Origin of the sequence: Bradyrhizobium sp. 35 (assembly GCF_023073215.1) — a bacterium.
GTDB lineage: Bacteria > Pseudomonadota > Alphaproteobacteria > Rhizobiales > Xanthobacteraceae > Bradyrhizobium > Bradyrhizobium canariense_D.
Map to the genome: position 1 here is coordinate 142,034 of NZ_JADPJC010000168.1, position 13,334 is coordinate 155,367.

Consider the following 13,334-nt stretch of genomic DNA (forward strand, 5'->3'; position numbering starts at 1 on the left):
GGCGCGCGCTCGTCGCCTGCGTCAGCCGAGCCGCCAGCCGACCTCCTGCGTGAAACTTTCGTAGAAGGCGCGGTCGTAGGCCTGCTCCGGCGTAGCACGAACGCGCTCGTCAAGGCGCTTTGCATCCTCACCCACGAGAATGCGCCATTGCTCCGCCTTGACCCCGTCGAGGATGATCCTGGCGGCCTGAGCCGCCGTCGTCGGCGCATCCTCGAGGAAGCTGCGGGCGCGCTCGGCGAACGCCGCCTGGATGTCCTCGTCCGACATTTTGTCGGCATCCGGCACGCCGGCCGCGACCATGCGCTTGCGGGTCAGCGCGATCTCGTCGGCGTTGAGCCGCTCCGAGCCGTCGGCGCTCTGCACCTTGCGCGAATTGGAGACGATCGAGGTGCCGATATGGCCGGGCATCACCACCGAGCATTTGACATGCGGCGCGTGCAGGCGGAGGTCGTTGATGAGCGCTTCGGTAAATCCCTTCACGGCGAACTTCGCCGCGCTGTAGGCGGTGTGCGACTGGTTCATGCCGATGGAGGCCCAGAAGCCGTTGACGCTCGCGGTGTTGACGATGTGGGCCTCGTCGGCCGCGACCAGCATCGGCAGGAAGGTGCGGACGCCGAGATAGACGCCGCCCCAGCAGATGTTGAAGGTGCGCTCCCACTGCTCGCGTGTGTTGGTGAACAGGCTGCCGCCGCCGCCGATGCCGGCGTTGTTGAACAGAAGGTGGATCCGGTCGGTCTTCTGCTGCTCGGCGAGCTCGTCGCGGAATCGCTTGAGATGATCCTCGATCGAGACGTCGGCGACATGCGTCGTGACGCGCAAGCCCTGCGGCAGCTTCTCGACCTCGCACAGCCGCTTGGTCTCGGCCATCGCGGCTTCCGAGACGTCGCACATCGCGACATTGCAGCCCTCGGCGACGAGCTGCCGCGCGAGCTCGCGTCCCATTCCCGTACCGCCGCCGGTGATGACGGCGATCTTTCCTGCAAAATCATTCATGGGACTTTCGGCCCCTCCCTTGTCGGTATGTTTCTTCATGGCTACGCCACGCATCGGAGCGCGCGCAAAATGTAGCAGCGCCGCATCCGCAGGTAAAAGCGGATCGGCGCTGCCGTGCTCATCAGTTATTTCGGGGCGCGGACTATTCGGCCGCCTCGACCCGCCGCCCGTTCAACGCGCCGAGGCCGTCCAGCGCCTTGCGGATCGCCGCCTGCTGCGCGCTTGAGGCCTCCGGCATCGGCGCGCGCGGATAAGTCATGGGCAGGCCCTGCAGCGTCTGCGCATGGCGCGTGCAGGCCGGCAGATTGTCGGCGATGACAGCGTTCCACAGCGTCAGCAGCTTCTTGTGCAGATCGAGCGCGCGCGGATGATCACCCGCCTTCACCGCATCCCACAGCGCGACGGAGGCATACGGCGCGGCGGTCAGGATCGCGGCGATCGAGCCATGGGCCCCCAATGTGTAGGACGGATACATCAGGGCATCGACCGCACTGTAGATCAGCTTGTCCGGCGCCATCATCATGAGGTCCGCGAACAGTTTCAGGTCGCCTGCGCTCTGCTTGACGCCAACCACCAGCGGCACCTCGGTCATGATCCGCGTCAGCAGCGCCGGCGACAGGTACGACCACGGCACCACGTTGTAGATGATGATGGGCATGCCGGTCTCGTCCGCCATGGCGCGGAAATGCGCCACCATCGCCTCGTCGTCCGGCTTGAACAGATAATGCACCGGCGTGACCTGGAGCGCCGCGACATTCATGTCGCGCACCAGCTTGCCGCGGCGGATCGCATCGCGGGTGGAGTCGACGATGATGCCGGCGATGACGGGAATGCGCCCCTTCACCGCGGCGACCGTCGCCTCCATCAGGTCGCGATATTCCTCGTGATCGAGCGTATGCCCCTCGCCGGTCGAGCCGCCGGCCGCGACGCCGTGTGCGCCGGCGCCGATCATCCAGTCGACCTGGGCTGCTACGAGGGTGTAGTCGATTTCGCCATCCTTCCGGAACGGCGTCGTCATCGGCGGGATTACGCCGGTCGGTCGTGTCTTCATGGTGTGCCCTCGCGTTTCCATATCCCTTGTGGCGGCCCCGCTCTTTTGGCGAGTGGCCACGGTGCTGCGAGCCTACCGGCTGCGCGCGGCCTGTGAAGCGCCACCGACGCGGCGCTGCTCCCAGCATTCGACATCCCTGCGGTTGTTACTGACCCGGTTCCCCGTACTTGCCCGGCTTCGGTTCAGGGGCAATTTTTTTACAATCCGAATCGTTAAATGGAGTCCGGACGCTGGGTCGAGTCGGCCAGGCCAGCGTGTTGTTTGCGTCACAGGCTCTGGCACTCCGCTTGCATCCTCTTCGTGGTCAGAAACTACCGATGAGGTGACTGGAATGTTCGTGACCGTCGTTGCCGTGCTCTGCCGGCTGAGTGCAGCCAGCTCAGGCAGTTGCATCGAGGAAATCGTGACCGACAGCAACATGACGCCCGAGATGTCGATGATGCAGTGTGCGATCGGCGCACAGGCTCCATTGGCGAAATGGATGGGCGAGCATCCGATCTACCACGCCAACTGGCGGCTCGATCGCTACAAATGCGTTCCGGGTCGCTACGAGATCAAGGGCCACGCCTAAGGCCCCGCAAAACTACCGACACCAAGACGACGAACGAGGAAACGCCCCGGAGGCCGCATCGTCCTTCCGCGCGGGCATCGACAGCGCCAGCCCCATTGCGGCGGCACGCTTGTGACAACGATCACACCTTCCCCTTAAGCCACCGCTCGCAGAATGATCGCACGCGCGCGTCGCCCTCCGGCGTCGGCATCAGCGCGTAATTGTGCGGCTGTTCGCGGAGCAGATGCAGCTCGACCGGCACGCCCGCCGCCCTCGCCCCGGCATCAAACTACAGAGTGGCTGATCCAGGTTTGAGTCGAGGGAGCCCATCAATTACTCGAGCGACGACGCTCAGCATGCTAGTCGCAAAGATTCGAGCCTCGACCAGTCTTTCGTCTTGTCAAGGTCCAGCTGTAAGACTGACGCTAACCATTCGGCCTTGTTTCTGCGGGAAAAGCTCCTGCAAAAGCCTTCTAGCTCTCCCTCCCTTAAGATCAGAAGACCTATGGCCTGCGACGCAACACATATCTTCTCGAAGGCATTGATCAAATCTGAATCGGCAAATCCTCGATACCCGTCTTCTTTGATCCTTTGCCAAGGTGAAGCGCTCTTTCCCATCTCAGCTATTTGCTTCCGAGATTGGTCCGCAATGGCTTGGCTATTCCGCAACACAGCAGCGATCCGTTCAAGCTCCAGCGCGACTTCTATGGTTGAAGGCTCCAATCGTTTTGATTTCACTTTGGTTATCCCTATAGGTGAACCAGTGAACCAACGACATGAGTCAACTTGGAAGTGAATTGAAATGGACAGGACACTAATGTGTAGACAGGAAAAAGAGAGAGAAAATAGAGCACAAGAGAGACCGCGCCCAACTGCCCGGGGTACGGCGACGGTGGTAAATGGTAAGGGCGGGGCTACAACGCAACAAATAGAAAGAAATCGCTGCGCCGCCCGACGTAGGCTTCACAATCGTTATCGCCTGGGCCAGCCTATCAAGAAGCCAGTGGCCTTGTTTCTGAAGGTAGAAAGGGTAGGAGCAGCGAGCACACCCCGAAGCGGATCCATAATCGCGATGTAGTCGGTGTTGTCCCGCTGAATCCCATAAGCGACGACTACATGAGCTGGGTTTTTCCCTTCCATTACTATGTAGAGATGGTTCCCGGACGTCCCCGCCAGAGGAAACATCTTTTCGTATACATAGTCGAACGTGAGGTCGGCTCTGTCGATTTCCTCGTAATCCATGTTGATCGAGAGGCTGTTTGCAATCTCACCAAAGTACGCAAGATCGAGCGCATTTCCATTGCAGTACATCTGAAACATTTGGATGATTGAGCTATATGACCAACTGACCCCGCGAGTGGCTTCAAGCCAGGAGCTAAGGGCGCAAGCCCAACACACGGGCAGTGAAACTTCGTCGTCGCCAGTTCCTACCGATGGTTGCTTTACAATTCCGGGTTTCGATAGACGATACGTGACCATCTGATACCCTCATTCCCGACAGCATGATCCCCAGATCAAAGCCCGTACTAATGTGTCTTCATTGTGCTGCTAAGTTCAAGCGCAGGCAAGAATTGTATTGCGGCCAACCGAAGCCGTTCTTCAATCCGCTCGAAGCCCTCGAAGCCGTCCATTAATCCGCGCGCTCGTTCGCACCGAATCGCAGCGCCCTCGCGCGCTGGATTGCAGCGCCTTAGTTCTGCTGACTAGTGCTCCGTTACGCTGCGTTACGCTAATTGCAGCACTTTTTCATGGATTCGAACCCCTTCTTTTCGAGGGCTTCCAGAGTTGCGTAAATCGTCGCCATCGGAACCGCCTTGCGCACCGCAGAAGGGCATACGTCGCCTGGCCGTTTGCCGTTTAGGGCCGCCTCCAATGCGGCAACCTTTTCCTCAAGCGCCTTCGTCCGATCAGGTATCGTCCCGAGTTCCTTCCATAGCGGTACGTCGTTTAGCCACTTACGGACGTCGTCGATTACTCCGATTGCCCTACCGCCTGGTGTGCGACTTGGAAATCAGATAGGTGAGGAACGATGCGCATGCTCCGATAAAGAAGATCGCGTCAGCTTCATCAACGTCCGCTTCAGCCTCACTTAAGAGCGCATGTCGGATGCCCTTCTCATCGCTCGTATATCCATAGAGTGATAGGAACGCCTTTTTAAGCGCCGGATGGAGAGCAATCCTCTGTTCTAATCCCGACAATGCCTTCGAAAGATCGCCAGTAGGTTCGAGCACGCGCGCAACTGACTCCGCTGCGCTGATACTTTCACGAACGCTTGCTGGGTAATCTCCTTCGGTGAGTTTCGAAGCAGCATTTTTTAAGTGAGTTTTTGCGCCACCGAATTGCGAAGCAGATAATGCTGTGTTCGCCTGGATAAGCGCGTCGGCTTCCTCTGTTGAGGCAGTCGGCCAGAACACACCGTCTTCAATGCGGTAAGCCGCGCGGCAGTTCTCTAATACCAACTGAACTGCTGGACCGAGATCAGGCGGACAATTTGGGTGCCGAAGAACAGCCTAAAGCCAACCGTACACCTTGTGGCATTCGGCTTTTTCGAACAAGTCACCGATCTTGGTGACGATCCCGTTCGGATTGAATTTGTCGATGCGAACGTGGTGGTGGTCGACATGCAGATCCTTCAGAATTCTGGACCAGTTTCCACGATAATGGAGAATGTCGGTGTAGGCTCGATCAAGCCTTGCATGAATGCAGGCCCAAAGCTTCGCCCGAAGTTCTCGACTAAGTTCCTTGCGGTCGAGCTGCGCCGGGAGAGGTGCCAAACCCTCGCTTGTTCAAAGGTCAGCGATCTACGATCCGAGGTGCCCATGTGCCTGGCTCCGGGCGAATCAACGCGCGATGGTGGTACGCCCCACGTACACGCGGGCAAGCTGTCGTTGGTTATCCGGGCTATTCACATCCCGGCGACATAAGCCCGTTACCCTATCCGTTACCCTTGAGAAAATCCGGACGCCCTGAAATCCGGCTAAGTTTTGGTCGGAGCGAGAGGATTTGAACCTCCGACCCCTAGTCTCCCAGTTTGATTTTCCGGTCTTCCGGTGCATTCCGCCTCTTTCCTATCCTGTCAATATCGCCAAATAATCCCTTGTTTTCAGGCTGTTATTCGAATACGCGAATAGACGGGCATTCCGCTCGTTTCCTTTCGCCGTGCTTACACGGTGCTTACACGGGGAATTCAGGGGGCAAAAATGGCGCGACTGACGAGGACCTTCGTCGACGGACTAGGGCGGCGCGATCGGACCTTCATCGAATGGGATGACGACCTTCCCGGCTTCGGCGTCCGCGTGACGACGACCGGCGCGAAGTCGTGGGTCGTGCAGTACCGCGCCGCCGGCGGCGGCCGCGGCGCCCCGACCCGGCGCATGACATTGGGGACGCTGGCCACCCTGACCAGCGAGAAGGCCCGCGGCGGCGCCAAGGATATCTTGGCGACCGTTCGGCTCGGCGGCGATCCTGCCAACGATATCGCCAAGGGCCGCGAAGCGCCGACCATCAAGGAATTGGCGCCAAAGTTCCTGCGAGCCGACGCCAAGGTCGGCCGCAAGGCATCGACGCTCGCGCTCTATAGCTTGTACTTCAAGGTTCACATCTTGCCCGCGATCGGCAGCAAGCGGGCCAAGGACGTCACTGACGCCGAAATCCGGAAGCTTCATCGCCAAATCGGGATCGACGCTGGCAAGCCCTCAACCGCGAACCGCGTTGTCGCGACGCTGTCGGGCTTCTTCGCGTGGGGGACGAAGGCCCGGGAGATCGACCGGACCGACAACCCGGCCCGGACTGTCGATCTGTTCAGGGAAACTTCCCGCGAGCGTTACCTGACGACCGAAGAACTGGCCCGGCTGGGCGCGGCGCTGCGCGAAGCCGAAACGGTCGGCCTTCCCCACCTTGTCGACGAAACCAAGTCAACCGCGAAGCATGCCCGCAAGCCTGAGAACCGCCGGACGATCATCGATCCGCATTCCGCGGCGGCAATTCGCCTGCTGATCCTGACCGGCGCCCGGCTCCGGGAAATCCTGCATCTGCTTTGGACGAACGTCGACCTTGAACGCGGCATGCTCTTTCTCGACGACAGCAAGACCGGCCGGAAGCCGATCGTCCTGAACGCGCCAGCTGTGCAAATCTTGAGCGCCCTGTCCCGTGTCGGTCAGTTCGTCATCGCCGGCCGGTCCGCAGGCACTGAGGAAGAAGCGCCCCGGACCGATCTGCATCGGCCGTGGCGTGCGATCACGAAGCGGGCCGATCTTCAGGGCCTTCGAATTCACGATCTGCGCCACACGCATGCAAGCGTCGGCGCCGGTGCTGGCGTCGGTCTGCCGATCATCGGGGCAATACTGGGCCACGCTGACGCGGCGACGACGGCAAAATACGCGCATCTGGCGAACGACCCGGTCCGGCGCGCGTCGGAGCGGATCGGCGGCGACAATGCCGCCGCGATGGGTGAAGCGCCACCGCCGCCCCCCGACAGCAACGTCGTCGTCCCCATGGTGAGGGTGCGGCAATGAAGCGAGCGTCGAAGACTGGAAAGGCAGTGGAACGGAGCGCAGCACCGGCGCCAGCGAAGTCCTTCGAAAAGGCGAAGCCGGAATGGCTGCCCCTGCACGGCGCCATGATGCGGTTCTTCCCGACCTACGCGACGGAGAAGGCGTTCCCGAACGAAGTGAAGCGGCTGGTCACTGTGCTGGCCGGTCCCGACGACTTCAGCGTCGCGGAGATTGCGGACTATGTCGTCAGGATCGCTCACGGCGGCGTCGGCCTTCTGATCGACGCCGCGCATGGTGCAATTGAAATTGAAGCCAGCGTCGTCGATGACGAATGGTCGACGATCTTCGCCGACTTTGAGAGCATCCGCGCCCGGGTGGATCAATTCCCGGCAGCGTTTCCCGCCACTGACATCAAGCCTGAATTCCGGGAAGCTGCCCGCCGGCAGCACGATCTTGCCCTGCGACTGATCCGGTCATTGAAGGCAAACTTTCGCCAAGCCGTCGACGACGGCGGGGCGGAAATCTTTGGTCGCTGGCGCGACCTGAAGGCGCCCTTCGAACCCGTCTATCCCGACCACTGGGACCGCCTACGGGAAGCACCGGACGCTGATCGGTCGCCCGGAACGGATATGTCGACCGTCACCGCCGATGGGCACCGCGGCGACCTCACCATCTATTCGGTTCACGTGCACCCGCACCGAAAGCAGGCGAGCGCATCCAACCGGGCTTCGATCAACTGCAAAGCGTTCTTCGTCGAAGAACTCGGCAGGGTACCGCCGACTGGGCGCGTCATCCAGAACGACCTGAAAAATGCCGCACGCGAGAAATGGGCACGAGAAGAACTGCCGGATCGAGAAATCGACCGTTGCTTCACAGCGGCAGTAAGTGAAACAAAATCAATGGGTTTGGTCCGCCGCGGACGCCCGCCTAAATTAATTCACAGCACCCAATAGCGCCGCTGCTCTTATTTTAATTTCGCATTTCGGCAATCTTCCGTGTCGTTCCGGCGCTGTCACGGCGTCACCACTCGGAGGATTGAAATGCAGGCGGCAAAGCCGACGCCCGACGCAGGATCACGCTACATGGATGATCGCGCGGCAGCGGAATATTTGAACGTATCGACGTCAACATTGGCGAAGTGGCGCATGCGCCAATTCGGGCCGCGCTTCCATCGGTTCGGCGTGTTGGTCCGATACACGATCGCCGATCTGGACGCTTACGCAGAACAGTCACGATCGGCTTGATCCCTCCCCTTGCGCCGGCGGGTCACGACCGCCGGTGCCTTGTCGCCGCCCGGATGTACGGCGGCGCTACCGGCGGCGCGCCGTTTTCTCCGTCTAACGGCGTGCCGCCCACTTCCCCAGTCGCAAATCATCTGAGGTCTGACCCATGGCGCAGGTCTACGTCTTCCCTTCGTCCAGACATCGCCGGATCGTCGAATTCATCGCCACTGAAATGCAGAAGCGATCGTCCGTCGACGACGCCGAGCAATATCTGATTGATCACCTCGACATCGAGTGGAGCCGGCTTGCCAGTCTAGGCATCACCGAAACCGAGATCGAACAACATTGTCACGCCTTCGCCCGCGAGGCGTGGCGATCCTTCTTCACCGATCGACAGGCGAAGGGTGTCGCATGACAATGGCCGACAAATCTGCCGCCCGTGTGGTCCGCGAGGCCCGGCGCGAACTCGCGCCGGCCGCTCCTGAAGGCGATCCGCGGCTTCACGTACAGATCACGATCCCAAAAGCGAAGGTGATGCTTTTGCCGGGCCGCTTCCGCGGCGCCGACTACATCAAGCGCCACGTCGAGTTCGTTCTGACGCGTTCCGCCGAACAGGGCGAACAGCATGTTCAGCGGAATTTGCGCGCCCTACGTCGCACGCTTGCGGAAATGGGCGTCGATCGGGAAGCGATCGACGCCGAAGTCAGGCGGGTGGAAGCGGCTGTTCGCGCTGAATTGTGGCGGCAGGTCCTGACCCCGGACGGTCAGCAATGAGCACCGCATCCGCCCGCCGGTTTGTCCCGGCGAATGAGACGAGCAGAGCGGACAGCCGGGCGCCGGATCGTGACAACATCGCCCCGCTTCGGGTGATCGACCTGAACAAGGTCTATCGAGATAGCTATGGGCCGGAAGTGCCACCCGATGAGGATGGCGAATATGCATGCCACGTCTGGTTAGTGCACCAAGCTCGAACAGGCGCCGACGCAGAGAGGCGCATGGACAATTTCTTGGAGTTTCGTGCCCCATGGATGTCGGCCGAGAACCGGAAGATCGCAAAGGAAGCGGCTTTCGCTTCTACGAAGTTCTGGAATGCGGACGAACTCGCCTCCGATTTCGGCATCACATACGCAAAGCGCACTGCTCTAGGGCTGACGACGATCGGTTCGATCGACGTCGACGCCGCCCAGCGGAAGGTGATCCGGAACGAAAAGAAGCGCAAACGGGAGCAGAAGCGCCGGCTTCGCGAGCGCCTGCGCAGGAAGCCGGAGGTAACGGCGCCCGCCCGGCGGGCGGACGCGATAAGCCAGATTTTGCCCCTCGGAGAATGGATCGACGTCCCGGCGATCTGCGACGAGCTCAGGCGCGGGAAGGCGATCGCCTATGCCGGGTTGACCGGCAAAACCCTCACCGCCGCGGTTCATCGCGCGATCGAACACGGCATCAACGAAGGCTGGCTTCAGAAGCGGGTCTTGCCCGGGCCGAAGATGCCGATAGCGCAGATCGCCAAACGAGGCGCCCGCTGATGGCAGTGGCAGGTCAAACTTCGGGCTGGACACGCCTCTTGATATCGATATCCGCACGATATCAGAGACGCGTGTCCACCCTGACTTTCAGGCTGGGCACGCAAATCGGATATCGATATCCAAAGCGCGTGCCCAGCAATTCTTTCTATTTAAGAAGATTGCTGCCGACGCTCCGGCGGCCTTTCGACCGCACGCACCTTGCCCGGATCAGGTCACAACAGTTCCAGCGAGCGCCGGACGCGGCTTCGGCCGCGCCGGCGACGGGTTGTCGCCCGGGATCAGGGGGGCGATCATGATCGACGGCATAGAAGTGACCAGCTTGCGACAGCGCCGATCCCCAACCGGCGACACCTACTTCACAGGTCGCCTTGGCAGCGCGCTGATCGTCTTGGTCCGCGATGACGTTGAACGCGACGTCTGGCGCCTGATCGCGACCGATCCTTCCCGGGCAAACACCCGCAACGATGCCGTGTCGCCGGCGCGCGCCATAGCGCCGCCGGCAGATAGCGAAGGCTGGTACCAAACCGAAATGGACGACGAAATCCACGACGGCGCCCTGAATGAAAGGATGGCAGATGCCGAACATTGATCCTGAGTGGCATACCGGCGAGTTCGAACCGATCAAGCCCGTTGCGCCGTCGACCCGCGGCAAACCGCAGCGGACGCCGACAAGGCAGCGGACGTCGGACACGCCGACCGACAGCGTCGCGACTGATCAGGGACAGAGCGATGAAGCCCAGTGGCGCGGCAGGGCGGTTGGCAGGTCCGCCTGTGCGGCGGGCACAGCGTCCGCGCCGCGACGATCAGCCAGCGCACGCTAGGCCCCTCCGCCTTGGACGGCGCGCCCATCCAAAGGCAGTGGCAAAACACTTTAGGGACCCTTTGGCGGGCCTGCTCATGGTGCGGCACGAAGCGCCCCAATCTTTGAGCATGTCCCGGGTTTTGAGATTTCCGGTTTCCTTCCGAGGTGAGTTGAAACAATGCCTGTAAATAGCCGCTTCCGGCTTCCAATCGGCACAATCGAGGTTGCAGCGCGCATCGGACTGCGCGCGGCGATCCCGCGCGCCTTGCGCCGGCTCGGGCCTATGACGTCGACAGAACTGGCGAACTGGGCGTACTGGCAGCGGACACCGCGAAATCATCGAATGGGCGCGCGGTGGTGGGCGAACGCGTCGCAGAAATCGGCGACGCGGCGGGCACTGGCCCAGCTCAAGCATGACGGCGCGGTCAACATTGCAGGCCGGCGCGGCCGGCGTCTGCTTTACGCAGCCAATCGACGGGAGCATGCCCGGTGACGGAAGCAGCTGAAGTCGACGCGACGGTGCTAGTGCTGCGGACGATCGCGGATCAATTGGCAGAGGTGCCGCCGGGCGCGACGCGTTGCATGCCTGTGAAAGACGCCGCTTACATCGCCGGGATCAGCGAGGCGCAGATGCGTCGTCGATGCGAGCTGAGCGTGTTTGGCGTCGATAGCGGCGGGTATGGCCGAAAAATCGGCGCGCGCTGGTGGGTGGTAATCGCGCCCTTCATTGTAACTTTACCCGTCGGCGCGCTTCACCGTGTCAATATGCTCAATCGCGCACGGATGCGCGATTGAGAGACTAAAACGCGCGTAGATGCGCGCCGCTTTGATTGCCGCTAGAGGCCGAAGCTGTGATCATCCGAGTTACAACCTACAACTTGGAGAGCCCTCAAAAATGGCTTCGTGGAAAACCCTGACGCGCTCCGATGGCGCGACGATCTATATCCAGCTCGCTCAAATCTCGAAGGTCGAGCCCGCCCCCAGCGGGTCCGGCTCCGTGCTGACCCTGATCGGCGTCGCCAACGAAGGCGGGCGCGGCGCGACCATCGGTGTGACGCAAACGCCGGCTCAGGTCCTCGGGTCGCCCGAAACGATCATCGCTTGAACCAAGCACGCTCGCGAGCGGCACCTAAGCCGCCCGCGAGCGACGATCGCGACCGCCTCACGGAGGAAAATTCATGAACGAAGAACGGTCGACAATTCAGGCCGCGGTCGCGCGAGCGGTGGCTGACGAGCGGCGGCGTCTTGCAAGGATCATGGGCACGCCCGAAGCTGCTGGCCAAGAAAAGCTTGCGTTGACCCTTGCCACCACGACCAGCAAGTCGACGGACGAGGTCAGGGCGTTGCTCACCGCGAACAAGCCGGCGGCGATCGCAACGGCGACTGGATCGACCGCTGCGGAAGCCGTCGCCGCCGAACGGCGTCGTCTTTCCGCGGTGTGCGCGCTCTCGGAAGCCAAGGGTCGCGAAGACCTTGCCATGCATCTGGCGACCACCACCGACATGACAGTCGATCAGATCAAGGCCGCGCTGGCCGCCGCCCCGGCCGCCGTCGCTGGCGAGCGCGCCAGCGACACCGACATCGGCCCGTCGTTCGATCAGGGCAAGCAACAGCAGAACAGTCAGTCCGTGTCCGCCATGTGGGACGCGGCTCTGACCTCCCGCCGCCTTCCAATGCAGGCAACGGCCACGCCAAACCCGCAGCACCACACGCCAAATCCGCCCGGCCTTCCGGATTGGAACGCTTCCTTGAAGTCGCGCGGCATGAAAACCAATTGAGGAGCAGATGAAAAATCCCTTTAGGAAGCCCTCGGAAGCGGACAAGCGCAGCGCCGCCCTTCAAGCGGAACTGGCGGCCGCCCGTCGCAAGGTTTCTGAGCTTGATACTGGGAAAGCGGCCGCGCTAGCCGACAGCGTCGCTTTCGCGAAGTGGAGCACTGAACGCAGCGCAGCCTCGCTTGAAGTCGATCGCTTGGCGGGTTTGATTGAGACCAATGAAACCGAAGCCGAGGCCGCGCGGAAGGCTGAAGCCGACGCCGCCGCTCGCCGTGAAATCGTAGCAGCCCGAAAGGCGTCGACCGACCTCGCCGACCGCATCCGGACGGATGGCGCGCGCATCATCACCGAGCTTTTACAATTGGCCCAGGAATGCGCGCGCCAATCGCTGGCGGCAAAAGTCCTGAACGAGGCACTTCCCGAAGGCGAAGCGCCGATCCCGGCCGCCGATATCCTAGCTCGCGACCTTGGCGCCGAGGAGCGCAAAAACCTTCGATCGCGAGAGACTGAGCTGTGGGTCGTGGCCGATGACGGCCGCATTGTCGGCGATCAGGCGGCCGTCAATTCTGCTGACGGCATCACTGGCCACCTCCACCTTGCCGGCGCCGGCTTTCGGTGGAAATGCCTGCGCAGAAAATTCAGGGAAGTTGAATTTCATCCGCGCTCGCTTCCCGATTGGCCAGGCGGCCTGTATTCACTGATCCGCCTTCCCCGTCTCGATGGTCCCGGCCTCCTCTTTGACGGCGCCACCGCAATACCGGAAGCCGTCGCCGCTCTGGACGTCGCCGCCGCGATCTCGCCACGCAAGAAGCAGCGGCCGCTGCAAATCGAACTTGTCCCGATCGATCCGGTGTGGCCGCCCCGCGATACGCCGACCGAAGCCGGCAGCCCGGCGGCATGATCTTCGACGCGCGCCATGCCTTG

Annotated in this window: 18 protein-coding genes; 13 read left to right on the top strand and 5 right to left on the bottom strand. The window is 61.6% G+C overall.

Features of this window, described 5'->3' with window-relative positions:
- Positions 1-21 precede the first annotated feature (21 nt).
- Both IVB36_RS39250 and IVB36_RS39255 read right to left on the bottom strand, forming a co-directional pair.
- Positions 22-993: an SDR family NAD(P)-dependent oxidoreductase gene (locus tag IVB36_RS39250; RefSeq protein WP_085353399.1), complete on the bottom strand. Its 972-nt coding sequence runs from the start codon at positions 991-993 to the stop codon at positions 22-24.
- A 142-nt stretch (positions 994-1,135) separates the two neighbouring features.
- Positions 1,136-2,044 (bottom strand): dihydrodipicolinate synthase family protein, encoded by a 909-nt coding sequence (locus tag IVB36_RS39255; protein WP_026232886.1) that lies wholly within the window; start codon positions 2,042-2,044, stop codon positions 1,136-1,138.
- 331 nt (positions 2,045-2,375) lie between these two features.
- Between IVB36_RS39255 and IVB36_RS39260 the strand changes: the two genes are divergently transcribed.
- Entirely contained in the window at positions 2,376-2,615 is a 240-nt protein-coding gene (locus tag IVB36_RS39260) for a hypothetical protein (protein ID WP_007603449.1), read from the top strand.
- 330 nt (positions 2,616-2,945) lie between these two features.
- Here IVB36_RS39260 and IVB36_RS39265 read toward each other — a convergent pair whose 3' ends face one another.
- From IVB36_RS39265 to IVB36_RS39275, 3 genes are all read right to left on the bottom strand, one after another.
- A complete protein-coding gene (locus IVB36_RS39265; RefSeq protein ID WP_157642930.1) occupies positions 2,946-3,332 on the bottom strand; it encodes a hypothetical protein in 387 nt (128 codons plus the stop codon).
- 234 nt (positions 3,333-3,566) lie between these two features.
- The gene (locus tag IVB36_RS39270; protein ID WP_018455146.1) at positions 3,567-3,914 is read right to left on the bottom strand and encodes a hypothetical protein; all 348 of its coding nucleotides are present in this window, start codon (positions 3,912-3,914) and stop codon (positions 3,567-3,569) included.
- Between the two features lie 665 nt (positions 3,915-4,579).
- Entirely contained in the window at positions 4,580-5,053 is a 474-nt protein-coding gene (locus IVB36_RS39275; RefSeq protein ID WP_247298245.1) for a hypothetical protein, read from the bottom strand.
- Between the two features lie 36 nt (positions 5,054-5,089).
- On the opposite strand from IVB36_RS39275, the gene IVB36_RS39280 reads away from it, so the two are divergent.
- The 12 genes from IVB36_RS39280 to IVB36_RS39335 all read left to right on the top strand — a co-directional run bounded on the left by IVB36_RS39280 (position 5,090) and on the right by IVB36_RS39335 (position 13,311).
- Positions 5,090-5,518 carry a hypothetical protein gene (locus tag IVB36_RS39280; RefSeq protein ID WP_018456779.1) on the top strand — a complete coding sequence of 143 codons (429 nt, stop codon included), beginning with the start codon at positions 5,090-5,092 and terminating at the stop codon, positions 5,516-5,518.
- A 276-nt stretch (positions 5,519-5,794) separates the two neighbouring features.
- Positions 5,795-7,108, top strand: a complete 1,314-nt coding sequence (locus IVB36_RS39285) for a site-specific integrase (protein ID WP_247395033.1) — start codon at positions 5,795-5,797, stop codon at positions 7,106-7,108.
- The gene (locus IVB36_RS39290) at positions 7,105-8,040 is read left to right on the top strand and encodes a hypothetical protein (protein ID WP_247395035.1); all 936 of its coding nucleotides are present in this window, start codon (positions 7,105-7,107) and stop codon (positions 8,038-8,040) included. Before IVB36_RS39285 ends, IVB36_RS39290 begins: the two co-directional genes overlap by 4 nt.
- Positions 8,041-8,127: 87 nt before the next feature.
- Positions 8,128-8,331, top strand: coding sequence for a helix-turn-helix domain-containing protein (locus IVB36_RS39295; RefSeq protein WP_247395037.1), 204 nt, complete (start codon positions 8,128-8,130; stop codon positions 8,329-8,331).
- A 145-nt stretch (positions 8,332-8,476) separates the two neighbouring features.
- The gene (locus tag IVB36_RS39300) at positions 8,477-8,725 is read left to right on the top strand and encodes a DUF6074 family protein (RefSeq protein WP_247395039.1); all 249 of its coding nucleotides are present in this window, start codon (positions 8,477-8,479) and stop codon (positions 8,723-8,725) included.
- On the top strand, positions 8,722-9,084 hold the full coding sequence (locus IVB36_RS39305) for a DUF6074 family protein (RefSeq protein ID WP_247395041.1): 363 nt from the start codon (positions 8,722-8,724) through the stop codon (positions 9,082-9,084). Before IVB36_RS39300 ends, IVB36_RS39305 begins: the two co-directional genes overlap by 4 nt.
- Entirely contained in the window at positions 9,081-9,833 is a 753-nt protein-coding gene (locus tag IVB36_RS39310; RefSeq protein WP_247395043.1) for a hypothetical protein, read from the top strand. Before IVB36_RS39305 ends, IVB36_RS39310 begins: the two co-directional genes overlap by 4 nt.
- Positions 9,834-10,125: 292 nt before the next feature.
- Positions 10,126-10,422: a hypothetical protein gene (locus IVB36_RS39315; RefSeq protein WP_247395045.1), complete on the top strand. Its 297-nt coding sequence runs from the start codon at positions 10,126-10,128 to the stop codon at positions 10,420-10,422.
- Between the two features lie 702 nt (positions 10,423-11,124).
- Positions 11,125-11,430, top strand: coding sequence for a hypothetical protein (locus tag IVB36_RS39320; protein ID WP_247395047.1), 306 nt, complete (start codon positions 11,125-11,127; stop codon positions 11,428-11,430).
- 100 nt (positions 11,431-11,530) lie between these two features.
- Positions 11,531-11,740: a hypothetical protein gene (locus IVB36_RS39325; protein ID WP_247395050.1), complete on the top strand. Its 210-nt coding sequence runs from the start codon at positions 11,531-11,533 to the stop codon at positions 11,738-11,740.
- A gap of 73 nt (positions 11,741-11,813) precedes the next feature.
- Entirely contained in the window at positions 11,814-12,413 is a 600-nt protein-coding gene (locus IVB36_RS39330) for a hypothetical protein (protein ID WP_247395052.1), read from the top strand.
- Positions 12,414-12,420: 7 nt separating this feature from the next.
- The gene (locus IVB36_RS39335) at positions 12,421-13,311 is read left to right on the top strand and encodes a hypothetical protein (protein WP_247395054.1); all 891 of its coding nucleotides are present in this window, start codon (positions 12,421-12,423) and stop codon (positions 13,309-13,311) included.
- Positions 13,312-13,334: the final 23 nt, after the last annotated feature.